The following is a 16,846-nucleotide window of genomic DNA, read 5'->3' as shown; positions in this document are numbered from 1 at the left end:
TGCTTACTTATTAAAATCGTCCGAATGAGCAGGACCTTCGATCTTAGAGAGATCTATTTCCGGCCGGTTCACCTCACTGGTGGAGTGGATATCGAACAGCAACTTAGGCTGTCTTCCGTCCAGTACTTCCACGAGGGGGTCTTTCGGTTTAACGGTATTCACGTAATGGCCCTGGGAAATAACGCTGTGACGGTCTATTTTACGAGGGCCTTCGATGATCCAGTCTGATTTTTCTTTTTTATCGAAACGGCAGGTATCGCAGATAAAGTCTTCCACTTCACCGTATTTGTCTTTACGGGCAGTTACACGGAACACCTCATCACCACGCATCCACAGTACTGTTTTACCGCAGCATTTCGGGTCATCGCAGTGACGGTGGGCATCCACCGGTTTGAGGAACCAAACCCGGTTTTTGAAACGGAAGGTTTTATCGGTGAGGGCGCCTACCGGGCATACGTCGATGACGTTGCCGATAAAGTTGTTGTCGAGAGACTGATGAATATAGGTGCTGATTTCAGAAGCATCACCACGGCCGAGTATGCCGTGTTCACGTTTTTCCGTGAGCTGGTCAGCAGTGAATACGCAGCGGTAGCAAAGGATGCAGCGGGTCATGTGCAGCTGTATCTTATCACCGATGTCGATTTTATCGAAAGTTCTGCGTTTGAATTCGTAGCGGGTAGCTTCAGCGCCGTGTTCATAGCTCAGGTTCTGCAGGTCACATTCACCGGCCTGGTCGCAAACGGGGCAGTCCAGCGGGTGATTGAGCAGCAGGAATTCCACCACGCCTTTACGGGCTTCCTGTACTTCCGGAGAAGTGATGTTAGCCACTTCCATACCATCCATAACGGTGGTACGGCAGCTGGCCACCAGTTTAGGCATCGGGCGCGGGTCGGCCTCGGAGCCTTTGGTTACTTTTACCAGGCAGGTACGGCATTTACCACCGCTGCCCTGCAGCTTGGAATAGTAGCACATAGCCGGCGGTACCACATCTCCACCTATCGACCGGGCCGCATTCAGTATCGTAGTACCAGGTTCGACCTCCACGGAGATGTTATCGATCTTAACCTTAAATAATTTTTTTTCCTCCGCCATCTTGGATATATTTTTTGCACGCAAAGCCGCCAAGCAGCAAAGCAGCAAAGGTTATATTTTTATAATTTGTTAACTATTCTATGAATGCCATTTTTTATCAGCGCAACGTTAAAATTCACCAGTAATCCGAGTTTCACATTTGCAAGTTTCATATAGGTGAAAAGCTGCTTATAATGCATGTCTTTCAACTCTTCTACAGATTTAATTTCAACAATCAACTTGTTTTCAACGATCAAGTCTGCTCTGAATGCTTTTTTAAGAACTATATTATCATGAATCAACGTCACACATACCTGTCTTTCGATCTTCAGATTTCTTTTTATCAGTTCATAACTTAGTAGTTCTTCATAAACCGATTCAAATAATCCTGGTCCATACTTGGTGTGTATTACAAAGCAAGCATCGACAACCTCCTTAGAGATTTCATTTTCTGTCATGGATGAAAATATTTTGGGTTAACAATTCCAGAAAATAATCTTTGCGCCTTTGCTGCTTTGCGCCTTTGCGAGCACTACACCGCCGCCGCAGCCGGTGCTGGCAGCGGGTCCGCATAGTGTGCCAGTCCGAAGTTGCGGGTCAGCGCTTCATCCGGGTGTTTCACATGCCATTCAAATTCGTCGCGGAAGTGACGGATGGCAGCGGCTACCGGCCATGCGGCGGCATCGCCGAGCGGGCAGATAGTGTTGCCTTCGATTTTCCGCTGAATATCCCACAACAGGTCGATATCACTCATTTTACCTTTTCCGTATTCGATATTGTGCAGCACTTTTTTCATCCAGCCGGTACCTTCACGGCAAGGGCTACACTGGCCGCAGCTTTCGTGGTGGTAGAAACGGGCGAAGGTGAGGGTATTGCGTACAATACACTGGTCTTCGTCCATAACGATGAAACCACCGGAACCCAACATAGAGCCGGTAGCAAAACCGCCATCGTTGAGGCTTTCGTAGGTCATCATACGGGTTTCGCCTTTCGCTGTTTTCAGCAGCAGGTTGGCTGGCAGCACCGGTACGGAAGAACCGCCGGGGATACACGCTTTCAGGCGTTTACCACCTTTGATGCCTCCGCAATATTCGTCAGAGTAAATAAATTCTTCTACAGAGATGTTCATTTCAATCTCATATACGCCGGGTTTGTTGATGTTACCACAGGCAGAGATCAGTTTGGTACCGGTAGATTTACCAATACCGAATTTGATATATTCATCCCCACCGATATTGACGATGGGCACTACCGCAGCAATGGTTTCCACATTGTTGACCACGGTAGGGCATCCCCAGAGACCTTTTACGGCCGGGAACGGAGGTTTGATACGGGGGTTGCCGCGTTTACCTTCCAGTGATTCCAGCAGGGCTGTTTCTTCACCGCAGATATAAGCGCCGGCGCCGCGTTGTACAAATATTTCAAGATCATAGCCGGTACCGAGGATGTTTTTACCCAGCCAGCCTTTGTTTTTGGCTTCAGCGATCGCTTGTTCCAGGATATCCGGAATCCAGGCGTATTCACCACGGATATAGATATATGCGCTGTTAGCACCCAGGGCGAAGCTGGAGATCAGCAACCCTTCTACCAGCAGGTGAGGGATGAACTCCATCAGGTAACGGTCTTTGAATGTGCCCGGTTCTGATTCGTCCGCATTGCAAACGAGGTAACGCGGAACACCTTCCGGTTTGGCGATGAAGCTCCATTTCAGGCCGGTAGGGAAACCGGCGCCACCACGACCTCTCAGGCCGCTCTTCTTTACTTCTTCCACTACAGCTTCAGGGCCCATGGATTTCAGGGCTTTTTCCGCCGCAGCATAACCGCCGTTAGCCCGGTAAGTGTCGTAATACCGGATACCTTCTATGTGTGCTTTGTCTAACAGTAATTTGCGTCCCATTGTCTTCCTTATGGTTTAATGGTGATAGGTAAGCCAGCACCATCAACAGATTTGTATGATATATCTTTTATGCCTTGCGTATCCGGTGCTGCGCCATACGTTCTGCCAGCCGGAAAAACAGATAACCGGAGGCTACGCCGCAGATAAAGGAGAGGAACCAGTTGTTCACCCGCCACAGACCTGCCAGTGCTGCCATCAACAATACCGCTTCGATAATAGTCAGGCGGTGCTGATATAATAATGAACCGATACGCATGACGATACTTTTTTGCTGATGCATCAATTAGCTTTTGCCCTGCATTCTGCGATGATCTCATCTACTTTGGCAGGGGTCAGGTGTTCACGGAAATGTTTGCCCAATTGCATCATCGGGGCATAACCGCAGGCACCGAGGCACTCTACCGTTTTAAGGGTAAACATGCCATCAGGCGTAGTTTCACCTACACCGATACCCAGTTTATTCTTAATATAGTCAATGATCTGATCCGAACCACTTACCATGCAGGGCCCCGTCTGACATACTTCAAACAGGTATTTGCCTACCGGCTTCAGGTTGAACATGCTGTAGAAAGTGGCTACTTCGTATACTTCAATAGGCGTAATCTGCAGGATACCTGCAACATAGTCCATTGTTTCTGCACTCAGCCAACCGCCAAATTCCTCCTGTGCCAGATGCAGCACAGGTATCAGCGCACTCTTCTGCTTCCCTTCCGGGTAGCGTGCGATGATCTCTTTTACTTTATTCAGTTTCTCTTCAGAAAATTGAACCACAGCCATTAAAAAATTATGTTTAAGTAAGCTTATTTTATTCTTTAGACGCTATCATAAAAACAAATAGTACCCGCAAGGTACTACTATGCATCAAGTTCACCGGCAATCAGGTTAAGGCTACTCATACACACGATCGCATCGCTCAACATCGAGCCTTTGATCAGTTCAGGATAAGCCTGATAGTAGATGAAGCAGGGGCGACGGAAATGCAACCGGTAAGGGCTACGGCCGCCATCGCTGATCAGGTAGAAGCCCAGTTCACCGTTAGCTCCTTCTACGGAGTGGTACACTTCGCCAGGCAGTATATCTGTTTCACCCATCACAATTTTAAAGTGATAGATGAGTGCTTCCATTTTTGTATACACGTCTTTTTTGTCAGGCAGGTAGTAAGCCGGAACGTCTGCATGGTATACATCGTCCGGTAAGCCTTTCAGTTTGTCCATCGCCTGACGGATGATGCTGATGCTTTCCCACATCTCTGCATTACGTACCTGATAACGGTCGTAGCAGTCGCCGGTAGTACCTACCGGTATGGAGAAGTCGAAATCCTGGTAAGAGGAGTACGGACTGGCAATACGCACGTCGTAATCCACGCCGGCCGCTCTCAGGTTCGGACCAGTGAAACCATAGCTCATGGCTCTTTCAGCACTGATGGCACCTACGCCCTGTGTACGTTCCATGAAGATACGGTTACGGGTCAGCAGGGTCTCAAATTCTTTCAGCGCCACCGGATATTCTTTCAGGAAACGTTCAATTTTCTCGAAAGCAGCCGGTGTGAAGTTTCTTTCAAAACCGCCGATACGACCAATGTTGGTCGTCAGACGGGAACCACATATCTCTTCGTAAATTTCGTATATCAGTTCACGGTAGGTCATGAGGTACACGAAACCGGTCAAGGCACCGGTATCCACCCCCATTACCGCGCTACAGATCAGGTGGTCTGCAATACGGGCCAGCTCCATGATGATCACCCGCAGGTAGTCAACACGCTTGGGTATTTCCAGTCCCAGCAGCTTTTCCACCGTCATGATCCAGCCCATGTTGTTGATAGGGGCGGAGCAGTAGTTAAGCCTGTCTGTGAGCGGAGTGATCTGGTAGTATGGACGGCGTTCTGCGATCTTCTCAAATGCACGGTGGATATATCCTACCGTGGATACCGCGCTCACTACTCTTTCGCCATCTATTTCCAGGATATTCTGGAATACGCCGTGTGTAGCCGGGTGGGTAGGACCCAGGTTCAGTGTGGTCGTATTTTTCTCTATGGAGCCTTCCGGCAGTTTTATATGTTGTTTCTGGTCTAACATAGCCTAATTGATTAAAAGTGACCGCCCCTGCCAAACATTTCGTCGTCTTTGTCGGTACGCATGGGATCTTCCAGCGGGAACTCCTTACGCATGGGGAAATAGGTCATTTCATCCACGTTGAGGACACGGATCAGGTTAGGATGCCCTACAAAATCCACCCCGAAGAAATCGTACGTTTCGCGCTCCATCCAGTTGGCAGATTCATACAGGCTGGTAGCAGTAAATACTTTCGGCGCTGCCACCGGCGTATATACTTTAAGGCGCAGTCGTACATTGTCCACGAAGTTGTGCAGGTGATATACCACGCACAGCTCCTCCCCTTTACGTTCGGGATAATGTACCGCTGTGATGTCTGTCAGAAAACGAAAACGCAATTCCTCATCATCAAACAGGAATTGCATTACTTTCAGGTTATAATCTTTCTGTGCGGTGAAGGTGAGCATCCCAAACGGTTCTTCAAAACCGGTCAGTACATCCCCGAACTTCTCCGTCAGGCGTTGTTGTATGCGTTCGTTTGTTAAAGACATTAACAATAAATGATTTACGAGTTACAAGTTACCATTCACACCCTATTTGATACCGTAAGACTCCATCAGTTCTTTATAACGATCGGAGTTGCGGCGACGCAGGCTTTCATTGCCCACCAGCTGTTGTATTTTCATGAAACCGTCGATGATGCCTTCTGGTCTGGGAGGGCATCCCGGAACATACACATCTACCGGAATCACCTGGTCAATTCCTTGTAAAACAGAGTAAGTATCAAAAATACCACCACTGCAGGCACAGGCACCCACGGCCATTACCCAGCGTGGCTCAGCCATCTGCAGGTATACCTGACGTACGATAGGGCCCATCTTTTTGGAAATGGTACCCATTACCATCAGCAGGTCACACTGACGCGGCGTAAATGCCATACGTTCTGCGCCGAAACGGGCCAGATCGTAGGTAGCCGCCATCGTAGCCATAAATTCGATACCACAGCAGGAGGTAGCGAATGGTAAAGGCCAGATGGAGTTCTTACGCGCCAGACCGATGGCCTTATCAAATGAGGTGGCATAAAACCCTTCACCGGAATATCCCTCAGGGATTTCCACCATCTTCACATTGGTATTATATTGAACCGGACGAGCCATTGGATTAAGATTTAAAGGTTTAAGATTAGTCTTCCCACTTCAGGGCGCCTTTCTTCACGATGTAGATAAAACCACAAAGGAAGAAGCCCACAAACATCAACACAGCAACAAATCCTTCCCAACCCAGCGATCTGAAATTAACAGCATACGGGTAGAAAAAGATTACTTCCACATCGAATAAGACAAAGAGAATAGCCGTCAGAAAGTACTTGATGGCCACCGGCTGCCTCGCATTGCCGCGCTGCTCAATTCCACTTTCAAAGTTAATAAGCTTATCACTTGTTTTACGCTTGGGTCCCAAAAAGTGAGTGGCTAGCATGGTGATCCCAACAAAACCTAAAGCAGCAAGTAATTGCAGTACTATAGGGAAATAGCTAAAAGGAGTAGTCGTTGCTGACAAAAATACAGTATCTGTATACATAAGCTTCCCGATAAAACATTGTCCGAATTCGCAAAAATACTGTAACTAAACCAAATATCAAATCTATTTAGTCGTTAAAATATTATCTTTTTTTGCCAACCGGAAACCACGGAAACCATTCGGGCAATTACCGGTTCATCCGCCGGAAGCAAGCATTTAAAGCCTTTTTGTGCTTTTTACACAATGAATAACGCAGTAGGGTCCTGATTAACAGTTAGATATAACAATTAACGTAAATATAAATAGGCCTTTTACACCGCAGCGTACCCGTCATTTTGTCAAGCCCTATCGCAGATCACCAGGATAGATCAATGATCAGCAAGGCTATCGCCGTAGATAAACCGGTAACACCCCGCTGCGTCCGCTCCTACCGGCCCGGCCATCGATTCCTTCATTCCCCGCCGGCAATTGACCGTGATAGGAAAAACCGTCCTGCCGGAAGTTCAAAATGCCAATCTGACAGCAAATACCCCTGCTTTATTTCCGGCACGGAGGAGTTATACCCCCAATAAAAAACCCCGGACCATACGGCCCGGGGCTTTTTTATGACAAGCAGTTCATGTTATTTTTTATTGGTAGCTGGTTTTGTAGCCGGCTTAGCAGCTGCTTTTTCACGGCTGGCCATGTTTTCTCTTACCTGTTTAACGGTTACGTTATTCGGATCGATAGCAGCCAGTTTATCAGCCCATATTGTTACGTTAGCTTTGTCTTCCTTGAAGTAGTAGTACAACAGCTCGTAAGTATACGCGAAAGTCAGCGTTGGTTTGTTTTTCTCCGGACCCAGTGGCTCAGTGATTTCTATGTATTTATCATAGAAAGGTTTAGCCACGCCAGACTGTGCCTGCGGATCTTTTGCGAAGTTAGCACGGCCTCTCCAGTAGTAACCGGTACCCAGGTCAGGTTTCACGTCGATCACTTTCTGGAACGCGATGTCAGACTTGTTGATCAGCGCAGTGTCGTAAGGAGTTACGTTCACGCCAGCGTAGTAATAGTTGATACCTACGTTGAAATAATCCCTGGCGCTCAGTTGCTCTTTATTGGCCAGGCGCAGTTCATTGGCTTTTTCATACCAGTCACCGGCCTGTTCGAATTTTCTCGCAGATTGCAGCGCGTCAGCGATCTGGGTGAAAGTTTCCGGATCTTTGGCGGTAGTGGAAGAAGCGAATTTCTCCAGGTAACCCAGTGCCTTGTTGGTATACTGCTCCTGTGTAGCGGAATCAGAAGATTTCAGGCGGATGTAGATAGTGCTCAGCAGTTTGTAGTCGCTGGAGTCCAGCTTGCCTTCACCTGCGGCGAGTACATAATCATCCATTACTTTTTTCGCGCTCAGAGAGTCACCTTTCTGCAGGTAAGCATCACCTACCAGCAGGCTGAATTTGTTTTTGTAAAACTCGTTGGCAGTGGCCATTGCAGCTTTACCTTTATTGATAGCGCCGTCGTAGTCTTTCTTGAAGAATGCTACGGAAGCAGCCAGGTATTCATTTTTGGTTTTATCTGCAGGGTCAGCGATCGCCATGTATTTCTCCAGGTATTCAGCCGCTTTTTCCCATGACAGCTGATCTTTTTTCGGCGTAGTATAGAACAGGAACAGCTCATTGAATGCAGGAGCATAGTTCGGGTCCATATTGGTTGCTTTGGTCCAGTCGGCCACTGCTTCCGCTTTCAGTCTCGCATTGTAGTTTACGAGGCCTTGTTTCATCACGGCTTCAGCGCTGTTGGCGTCCAGCTCCAGTGCTTTTTCATAAGCAGCGATCGCTTTACCACCGTTTTCACCACCGAGGTAACGGTAAGCGTCACCTTGTTCGATATAGTCAGCCGGCGTAGCGGTGTACATATCTTTTTTCTTACGGCCTTCGTTGTTCAGGAGCTTGTCCATTACAGTGAGGGCATAAGCGCGGTCACCGCCTTTTACTTCTGTGTTGGCATCAGCAATGGCGCGGGCTACGTCGCCATCACGGCCCTGGGTAGCAGCGGTAGCAGCTTCAAATTTAGCTTTAGCAGCGGCAGCATCGCCTTTTATCAGATCGATACGGCCCATACCAGCTTGCAGCAATGCAGAAGTTGGCACGGCCTGCAAACCCTTCTGGAAGGTGGCAGTAGCGCCGGCTACATCTTCCATAGCGAGTTGTGCTATACCCATGTAATAGTAAGCTTTGTCTTCAGTTGGTTTCGCAGCAATTACTTTCTCAAAGGTCTGTTTGGCGGACAGGTTTTTACCATAATACAGGTCTTTCAATCCATCCTGCACAGATTGAGCCATCACACTGCCGGAGGCGGCGCACAGCAATGCTACGAGTAAACTTTTCCGTCTGTTCATTTGCAATCTGGTTTTTTAGTTTTAGTTGTGTTTTTTGACTATTTAAGGTTGGCTTCCCTGAATACCACGTTCAATCTTGCCGGGAACAAGCGGGCCTGTTTGATCACGAGTTGGCCCTCATAACTACCAAGGAAGGTAGCAAATCCCGAGCCTAAACCATGGTAAGGCTCTTTCAGACAAAAGTAGAAGCCACGTTTTAATGGATAGGATCCGATACCAATGTAAGCCTGATAAGGCAATACAAATTCCGAACCATTATCCGCTCTCAGCTTTACAACAGACACTTTGTTGGTGAATGCGAGGGCCAGTGAATCGCTGGGATCAGAGATCCAGCTCACGCCTATCACGCCGATTGCGTCCTTGTTTTTGGAAACGTAATCTATCACTTCCGGGTTAGTCTTGGCTGCCATGGTATTGGCTGGCAAAGGTTTACCTTTATTGATGGAATCCTGAATATAACGTACGGTGCTCGAGTTGGCATTATCAAACACCAGTTGCCATTTTCTTTCATTATTCGTGCCGTCCATAATTCCACGTACCTGGTCCATCGTCAGGATGGAATCAGGGTTAGCGTGATTCACCACCAGCGCCAGCGCGTCCCACGCCAGCATCAGGCTTTGTGGTGTGATCTTTATCTTTTTAAAGTAATCACGTTCGGCGGCATTAAAATCGCGTGTCACGATAATCATGCGGGCACTATCATCTAAAAGATCTTTAAAGCACTCCGCTTCCGGTTTGTAGGAAGGGATAATATGTGCTTTCGGATACAGTGATTCAAACACCTTAATTTCCGAATCCAGCAGCGGTTTGTACGTCTCATCCACGCTGATACGTATTTCACCTTCCGTGGCCGTATCCACTTTTTTCGCATTAGGATTGGGGCCGCAGGCCGCCAGTAGTAATGTCAAGGCTGTTAAATATACAGCATACTTTTTAGTAATCCTGAAAAACATATCTTCCAACTCTTTAATTCCTGTTAAAAAATAACTTCCGTACACCATTATATACCCTGAAAATACCATAAAGCATTAATACAATGCCTAACACCATCATCCATTGCGGGGATATGCGGAATTCACCCAGTCCAAGCTTCTCCGCGAAGATTGCGAAAAGCCCGAAGAGAATAAAGAAGATACCTCTTATCAGTTCACCCATAGGCCTGTACCTGTTTTCCGGTAGCCTGTTTGTTTGTTCGTCTTGCATTTCCGTCTTGCGATTTACAATTATACAAAAAAATATTTTTTAATCTTGAATCTGGAATTTTAGAGGAATGTTAAAAAAAAGCTACAAAACCCTTACCGGATGCCCATTGAAACGCAATTTGAGGCATTTTTTCAACATGTTGTAATTTTTTGATTTAAAATTTCATCATTTTCTGATGTTTATAGTTGACATATCCGCTCCTTGTATGAAAGCAATATCAGCCGGCGTGACTGCTTTTGTTGACTAAAAGATGCAAATAGATGAACATTTCCATAATAACTTGTAGGTTTGCGGCCTGATACGCAATTCTCTGAAACAATGAAGATACTGATGGTATGCCTCGGCAATATCTGCCGCTCTCCCCTGGCGGAAGGTATTATGCGGCAACTTGCACAAGAAAAGGGGCTGGACTGGGAAATTGACTCGGCAGGTACCGGCAACTGGCATGTGGGCCATCCGCCAGACCACCGCGCCATCCGGGAAGCACGGCGCCAGGGCGTGGATATCTCCGGTCTCGCCGCCCGACAGTTTGAAACGGCCGATTTTGACCGGTTTGACCGCATCTATGTGATGGACCGTAATAACCATCGCGACGTGCTGAAAAAGGCCCGTAGCGAAGCGGATAAGGCCAAAGTACGACATCTGCTGACAGATGACCAGGACGTACCGGACCCCTGGTTCGATGACGCCCTCTTTGCCCCCGTATATCAACTGATCTATGATGCCTGTAAAAACATCGCCGATCAGGAATAGTAACCACCACGATCACTATAATATTTTTTGAAGATGATAAAACCCGGTATTCCCAACGGAACCCGCGATTTTGGCCCGGTTGTAGTCAGAAAACGCAACTATATTTTCCGGACCATCCGCGAAACATTTGAAGTATTCGGCTTCCAGCCACTCGAAACACCCGCTATGGAGAACCTCTCCACCCTCACCGGCAAATACGGCGAGGAAGGCGATAAACTCATGTTTAAAATACTCAACAACGGCGATATATTCCCTAAAGCACAAGCTGCCACCGATAATAAATCCCTGGTGGCCGCCGTCACGGAGAAAGCCCTCCGGTACGACCTCACCATCCCGTTTGCCCGGTACGTGGTGATGAACCAGAACGATCTGGCCCTGCCCTTCAAACGCTACCAGATGCAGCCGGTATGGCGCGCCGATAAACCCCAGCGTGGCCGCTACCGCGAATTCTATCAGTGCGACGCAGACGTGGTAGGCAGCAACTCCCTCCTCAACGAAGTGGAACTGCTCCTCATCTACGATACCGTGCTCACTAAACTGGGCCTGCAAGGCTACGAACTACGCATCAATAACCGCAAAATACTGAGTGGCCTCGCTGAAGTAATCGGCAAACCGGAACTGCTCACGGATATCACCATCTCCATCGATAAACTGGATAAAATCGGCGCAGAAGGCGTACGCAAGGAACTGGCCACCAGAGGACTGACCGACGCGGACATCGCCACCATCGAGACTTTCCTCGCCATCAACGGTACCAGCGAAGAGAAACTGGCGCAGCTCAAAACCCTGCTCCAGTCATCCCCTACTGCCCTCAAAGGCATCGAGGAACTGTCTTATGTGCTCAACTCCGGCTTCGGCTCCTTCCATACCACACCGGAAATCGACGTTACCCTGGCCCGCGGCCTCAACTACTACACCGGCATGATCGTGGAAGTAAAAGCTCCCCCGACCGTGAAAATGGGCAGCATCGGCGGCGGTGGACGATACGACGACCTCACCGGCCTCTTCGGCCTGAAAGGCATCTCCGGCGTAGGCATCTCCTTCGGGGTAGACCGCATCTATGACGTACTGGAAGAACTACAGCTGTTCCCCGAGGAAGCACAACAGTCCACCAAAGTACTGTTCCTCAACCTGGGCGATGAAAGTGCCCGCACCTGCTTCCGTTACATGATGCAGCTCCGCGCCAAAGGCATCGCGGCAGAACTCTTCCACGAGAACGCCAAAATGGACAAACAGCTCAAATACGCCAATAAAAGAGGTATCCCCTATGTGATCATCCTCGGCGAAGCGGAACTCCAGGAAGGCCTCATCGCAGTGAAAAACTTCAACACCGGCCAGCAGGAGAAAATCAAAGCGGAACAACTGGAAGATTTTATTATTTAGTCATTTGATTATTTTGATATTAAAAAAGCGGAGATCAGCATAACACTGATCTCCGCTTTTTTAATATCAAAATGACCAAATGGTCAAATAACCAAATTATTTCTGTCTTTTGGCAAATTCAGCTTTCGCACTTTCCAGGTATTCGATAAAGGCGTTGGCATCTTCCTTCGGATCATAACCATAACCTTTATTCACCAGCGCAGCACCTGTCAGGTCTACAGGAATGTAGTACGGCTGGGAGTTACGTTTGAAGTGGGTAGCTTCCAGGTCCAGATTTTTCTGGCCGATGTTTTTGATCTTAGTACCGTCGAATTTGGAAACATATTGCTCCGCTTCCGGCAGGGAAGTCTTCTCGTCGGTATACAAAGAAGCCACAATGAAATCATTGCGCAGGATCTTCATCACCGCCGGATTGGACAGCACTGATTTTTCGAACTTACGGCAGTTCACGCAGGTGTGGCCGGTAAAGTCGAGCATCAGTGGTTTATTGGCCGCTTTCGCTGCCGCCAGTGCTTCGTCGTAATCAAAGAATACGTTTTCCACACCCGGGATTTCGGAATGCAGGATATCCACCAGTTTTTTCGGTTTGATGGTATTAGCGTGGCCTCCGGTGTTGCCACCGCCACCACCACCACTTTCCAGCGATGCTTGTATATCCACCAGCGATTTGTTCAGGTTGAAGTCCTGTGAGCCTTCATGAGGCAGGAAGCCACTGATACCTTTGAGCGGAGCGCCCCACATACCCGGGATCATATAGATCACGAAGGTAAAGGTGACGATCGCGAAGCAGAGGCGGGTCACAGAGAGGAAAGGCACATCACTGTCGTGGCTGAATTTCAGCTTACCGATCAGGTACAGTGTTAACAGGCCGAAGATCGCGATCCACAGCGCGAGGAAGATCTCACGGTCCAGCAGGTTCCAGTGATAAGCCATATCCACGTTGGAGAAGAACTTCAGGGCCAGGGCCAGTTCCACGAAACCAAGGGTTACTTTCACCGCGTTGAGCCATCCACCGGATTTACCGATTTTATTCAGCAGGCTGGGGAACAGCGCAAACAGCGAGAAAGGAATGGCCAGTGCCAGCGAGAAGCCGAACATGCCCACCAGCGGACCGGAGTTTCCGCCTTTCGCCGCCAGTACCAACAGGTTACCCAAAATAGGACCGGTGCAGGAGAAAGAAACGATCGCCAGGGTGAGGGCCATGAAGAAGATACCGATGAAGCTGCCCATGCCTGCTCTGGAGTCAGACACGTTAGCCCAGGAGCTGGGCAGCGAAATCTCAAACGCCCCGAGGAACGAGAAGGCGAACAACAGGAAGATCACAAAGAAAATCATGTTGGCAATACCATTGCTCGCGAGGGAGTTGAGCGCGCTGGCACCAAATATTTTGGTGATCAGGAAGCCCAGCAGGGTATAAATAACGATGATAGACAGGGAGTAGACAAAGGCGTTTTTAATGCCTTGTGCTCTTGTTCCACTGCGTTTGGTAAAGAAGCTCACCGTGATGGGGATCATGGAGAACACGCAGGGCGTGATCAGCGCGATGAAGCCGCCACCGAAGCTGGCCAGAAATATCCACATCAGGGATTTGTTGGAAGCATCATCTTCCGCCACATCACCAGCGGTGGTGCCATCAGCGGCAGGTGCCACCGTATTGCCGTTACCGGCAGCGGCAGGAGCTACTGCCACATCAAAGGCAGTTTCTTCAGGGAGCACTTCTTCTCCCTTCAGCACCATGTAGACGATGTTGCCCCTGATTTTACCGGAAGCAGGCGTGCCTTTGATCTCAGCTACCAGCTCTACTTCGTTTTCAAAGTATTTAATGTCGAGGTTGTCGAACAGCGGCTCTTTGCGCTGCAGCACCTGACCTTTTTCAGTAATGGTGCCCAAAGTAAGTTTGGTGGCGCTGTCGGGAACAATGCGGGTATTCGGGTCATCGTTGCCCATCGTTGTGGAAAACAACAGCGCTCCTTTTTCTATCGTTGCCTTGGCATGGAGTACGTATTCCTGGTCGTTTTTCTTTTCGGCGGAGAACTCCCACTTAACAGGCTTAGGGCTCTGGTCTTGTGCGTTGGCACTGAAGGTGAATAGCAGGAAGACCGGTATCAGCAATGAAAGCAAATGCTTCATATAGTCAATAGGCTTTAAAGAATATACAGTAGATTAAACGACAACGAGTCCCCCGGGAGGAACTCGTTCATCGTATAGACATATTTTTGGTGATCGTGTGCAATTATTTTCCTCCCACACTTACCGCAAATTCCACTTCTTTCGGAGGCAGACATTGATGGTCGTCGCATACCATGAACTCTACGGAACCTTTTACTTTGGTAGCTGCTTTACCTTTAACGGTCACAGTTTGTACGAAGTTGACAGTGTTTTCGTAGTATTTCAGTTCAGAGTTGAAGTTTTTGTCGAAAGACTTATGCAGCTTACCATTTTCTTTCACTTTACCGGAGGTAGCTACCAGCGGGTTTTTCGTGAATTTGAAGCTGGTGGGAACCGGGCCTTCGCCTGCTTCCTGCGCATACAGGTGCCAGCCGTTGTCGATGGTGGCAGTAGCGTGCACTTCATAAGTGGTGGCATTTACCTTTTTGGAGGTAAAGCTCCATTTAACCGGATTCTCGATCTGTGCGCTTGCCAGGATAGGCAGGGCGAACAGGGCCAGTGCTGTGAGTAATTTTTTCATGCTTTTCTTTTTAATTGGTTGGTTGGTTGATTGGTGATTGATTAATTATTATTGATCAAACTCTGGAATATCAGCTGTCCGTCAGTGTTACCGAGCGCGTTGCTGGTAGCTCTTTCCGGGTGAGGCATCATCCCAAATACGTTTCTCTCTTTATTACAGATGCCAGCGATATTACGGATGGCACCGTTATGGTTAGCGGTGTCAATAACATTGCCAAACTCATCGCAGTAGCGGAAGAGGATCTGTTTGTTTCTTTCCAGTTCGTCCAGGGTGGCGTCGTCAGCATAGTAACGGCCTTCGCCATGGGCAATAGGAATCATCAGCGGGCGGCCGGTCACGTCTTTAGTGAGGGAAGCCACGTTGTTTTCGCTTTTCAGGAAGATATTTTTGCAGATGAACTGCTGGTTCTGGTTACGCAGCAATACGCCCGGCAGCAGTCCTGCTTCGCACAGTACCTGGAAACCGTTGCATACACCTATCACGCGACCGCCTTTATTGGCAAATTCGATCACGCTCTGCATCATGGGGCTGAACCTGGCGATAGCGCCGCAACGCAGGTAGTCACCATAGGAAAAACCACCCGGTAATACAATACAATCTGTTGTGCTGAATGCGCTCAGGTCTTTATCCTTGTGCCACAGCTCTATTACTTCCTGCCCCAGATCGTTACGCAGGGAATCAATCATGTCATGATCACAGTTAGAGCCCGGAAAGGTGACAACACCAAATTTCATCTGAAAATGTTTTGTGTTTATATGTAAATAATGTTTTATAAATCGATTTCTCCCGCTATTCACATGATATTAAACCACTATGTCAGAGCTACCGGGAAAGGACAAAATTACTTCTACATTCGCAATTTTCCATTGCCGCTCATCCTGATTTAACAAAATACTGGCAGTCAATTACTTAAAAAAGCAGTTTAACTGAAATATTGCATGACGATCATATACCCCAGTACAATGAAGTGAATAACATTGGCGAAGGTTTCGTTCGTTACAGACCAGAACACATTGCCGGCAAACATTGCGACAGGCAATACCGCCAGCACCCAATATGCGGGAGAGAAGTGTACATTGAAGAAAGGTACCAGCATGGCCACCAACACGTATACAATCAACACCGCCCATATTTTACGGCCCTGGATGAGCATTTTCATCAGCGGACGCTGCAATAGCAGCCAGCCCAGCACAAAGAACAACAGGCAGGCAATCATCGCCCCCCATACTTTATAATCGGTGATCAGCGGTAATGACAGCCCAATATTGGGGATCTGCCGCAGCAGGGTCATCTGGTTGGTCAGAAACAGGTAAGTACCCATCAGGTATATCGGGCAGATAAGTCCCAGGATGGCAATAATCCACTCTGCCAGCCGGAAGGCGCGCATTATCAGCATACTCACCAGCAATAACAGGCAGAAAATAATAGATGGGAAATAAATCAATCCACACATGCCAAGCGCAAACCCGATATTAAACACCACATCACGCGCGGATGTCCGTGTGTACAACTCCGTTATACTGGAAAATACCCACAGCATAATTACGTTCACCAGCAGCGCCGGAGAAAAAATGTTCCAGCTCTGTAACAGGGAGGTGAACAGCAGGTAACACATCGCCGGCAGATAGGTGGGTTTCGGAAACAACCGGTGATGATTGATGATCTTCGTCAGCAGCAATGACTGCAGCAGGATCAGCATCACCGCCAGCGCGGTGAATACAAAAGGACTGCCGCCTGTAATCACCTGCAGCCATTTGACCAGCAGATGATACAAAAGGCCTTCAGACCCGTCCGCCATATAGGCGGCCGGATGTATCAGATAGTAGAACTTAACCAGTAATGTGTATATCAGCAACAGCAATACCGTAAGCGGATTGCCTGAACGGAAAAATCGTATCACAGTG

The 16,846-nt window shown here is 48.3% G+C and carries 18 protein-coding genes; 2 read left to right on the top strand and 16 right to left on the bottom strand.

Annotated features, from left to right (window positions below):
• Positions 1-3 precede the first annotated feature (3 nt).
• From ICL55_RS24330 to ICL55_RS24275, 12 genes are all read right to left on the bottom strand, one after another.
• Positions 4-1,092, bottom strand: a complete 1,089-nt coding sequence (locus tag ICL55_RS24330; RefSeq protein WP_188102354.1) for an NADH-quinone oxidoreductase subunit G — start codon at positions 1,090-1,092, stop codon at positions 4-6.
• Positions 1,093-1,151: 59 nt separating this feature from the next.
• Positions 1,152-1,529, bottom strand: coding sequence for a GxxExxY protein (locus ICL55_RS24325; RefSeq protein ID WP_188102351.1), 378 nt, complete (start codon positions 1,527-1,529; stop codon positions 1,152-1,154).
• Between the two features lie 74 nt (positions 1,530-1,603).
• Positions 1,604-2,968, bottom strand: a complete 1,365-nt coding sequence (gene nuoF / locus ICL55_RS24320; protein WP_188102349.1) for an NADH-quinone oxidoreductase subunit NuoF — start codon at positions 2,966-2,968, stop codon at positions 1,604-1,606.
• A gap of 67 nt (positions 2,969-3,035) precedes the next feature.
• Positions 3,036-3,248, bottom strand: coding sequence for a hypothetical protein (locus ICL55_RS24315; RefSeq protein WP_188102347.1), 213 nt, complete (start codon positions 3,246-3,248; stop codon positions 3,036-3,038).
• The gene (gene nuoE / locus ICL55_RS24310) at positions 3,248-3,745 is read right to left on the bottom strand and encodes an NADH-quinone oxidoreductase subunit NuoE (RefSeq protein WP_168870064.1); all 498 of its coding nucleotides are present in this window, start codon (positions 3,743-3,745) and stop codon (positions 3,248-3,250) included. The genes ICL55_RS24315 and nuoE overlap by 1 nt, the downstream gene beginning before the upstream one ends.
• Before the next feature lie 77 nt (positions 3,746-3,822).
• On the bottom strand, positions 3,823-5,043 hold the full coding sequence (locus ICL55_RS24305) for an NADH-quinone oxidoreductase subunit D (protein ID WP_188102345.1): 1,221 nt from the start codon (positions 5,041-5,043) through the stop codon (positions 3,823-3,825).
• An 11-nt stretch (positions 5,044-5,054) separates the two neighbouring features.
• Complete coding sequence (locus ICL55_RS24300; protein WP_168870066.1) at positions 5,055-5,570, bottom strand: NADH-quinone oxidoreductase subunit C; 516 nt, start codon at positions 5,568-5,570, stop codon at positions 5,055-5,057.
• A gap of 42 nt (positions 5,571-5,612) precedes the next feature.
• Positions 5,613-6,176 carry an NADH-quinone oxidoreductase subunit B gene (locus ICL55_RS24295; RefSeq protein ID WP_078668889.1) on the bottom strand — a complete coding sequence of 188 codons (564 nt, stop codon included), beginning with the start codon at positions 6,174-6,176 and terminating at the stop codon, positions 5,613-5,615.
• A 25-nt stretch (positions 6,177-6,201) separates the two neighbouring features.
• Entirely contained in the window at positions 6,202-6,597 is a 396-nt protein-coding gene (locus ICL55_RS24290; protein ID WP_078668890.1) for an NADH-quinone oxidoreductase subunit A, read from the bottom strand.
• Between the two features lie 562 nt (positions 6,598-7,159).
• Positions 7,160-8,914, bottom strand: coding sequence for a tetratricopeptide repeat protein (locus ICL55_RS24285; protein ID WP_188102343.1), 1,755 nt, complete (start codon positions 8,912-8,914; stop codon positions 7,160-7,162).
• A 38-nt stretch (positions 8,915-8,952) separates the two neighbouring features.
• Positions 8,953-9,822: a substrate-binding domain-containing protein gene (locus ICL55_RS24280; protein WP_188102341.1), complete on the bottom strand. Its 870-nt coding sequence runs from the start codon at positions 9,820-9,822 to the stop codon at positions 8,953-8,955.
• Between the two features lie 58 nt (positions 9,823-9,880).
• Positions 9,881-10,117 (bottom strand): hypothetical protein, encoded by a 237-nt coding sequence (locus ICL55_RS24275; protein WP_188102339.1) that lies wholly within the window; start codon positions 10,115-10,117, stop codon positions 9,881-9,883.
• A 318-nt stretch (positions 10,118-10,435) separates the two neighbouring features.
• Between ICL55_RS24275 and ICL55_RS24270 the strand changes: the two genes are divergently transcribed.
• Positions 10,436-10,870 carry a low molecular weight protein-tyrosine-phosphatase gene (locus ICL55_RS24270; protein WP_188102337.1) on the top strand — a complete coding sequence of 145 codons (435 nt, stop codon included), beginning with the start codon at positions 10,436-10,438 and terminating at the stop codon, positions 10,868-10,870.
• A 33-nt stretch (positions 10,871-10,903) separates the two neighbouring features.
• Positions 10,904-12,253 (top strand): histidine--tRNA ligase, encoded by a 1,350-nt coding sequence (hisS, locus tag ICL55_RS24265; RefSeq protein ID WP_188102335.1) that lies wholly within the window; start codon positions 10,904-10,906, stop codon positions 12,251-12,253.
• 96 nt (positions 12,254-12,349) lie between these two features.
• Here hisS and ICL55_RS24260 read toward each other — a convergent pair whose 3' ends face one another.
• The 4 genes from ICL55_RS24260 to ICL55_RS24245 form a co-directional block, all read right to left on the bottom strand.
• A complete protein-coding gene (locus tag ICL55_RS24260) occupies positions 12,350-14,383 on the bottom strand; it encodes a protein-disulfide reductase DsbD family protein (protein WP_188102333.1) in 2,034 nt (677 codons plus the stop codon).
• A 103-nt stretch (positions 14,384-14,486) separates the two neighbouring features.
• A complete protein-coding gene (locus tag ICL55_RS24255; RefSeq protein WP_188102331.1) occupies positions 14,487-14,942 on the bottom strand; it encodes a protein-disulfide reductase DsbD domain-containing protein in 456 nt (151 codons plus the stop codon).
• A gap of 41 nt (positions 14,943-14,983) precedes the next feature.
• Positions 14,984-15,676 carry a phosphoribosylformylglycinamidine synthase subunit PurQ gene (gene purQ / locus ICL55_RS24250; protein ID WP_188102329.1) on the bottom strand — a complete coding sequence of 231 codons (693 nt, stop codon included), beginning with the start codon at positions 15,674-15,676 and terminating at the stop codon, positions 14,984-14,986.
• A 188-nt stretch (positions 15,677-15,864) separates the two neighbouring features.
• The gene (locus ICL55_RS24245; RefSeq protein ID WP_188102327.1) at positions 15,865-16,842 is read right to left on the bottom strand and encodes a hypothetical protein; all 978 of its coding nucleotides are present in this window, start codon (positions 16,840-16,842) and stop codon (positions 15,865-15,867) included.
• Positions 16,843-16,846: the final 4 nt, after the last annotated feature.

Origin of the sequence: Chitinophaga varians (assembly GCF_014529945.1) — a bacterium.
Lineage (GTDB): Bacteria > Bacteroidota > Bacteroidia > Chitinophagales > Chitinophagaceae > Chitinophaga > Chitinophaga varians.
The sequence above is the reverse complement of the archived record's forward strand: the minus strand, read 5'-3'. Positions and strand labels throughout refer to the sequence as shown.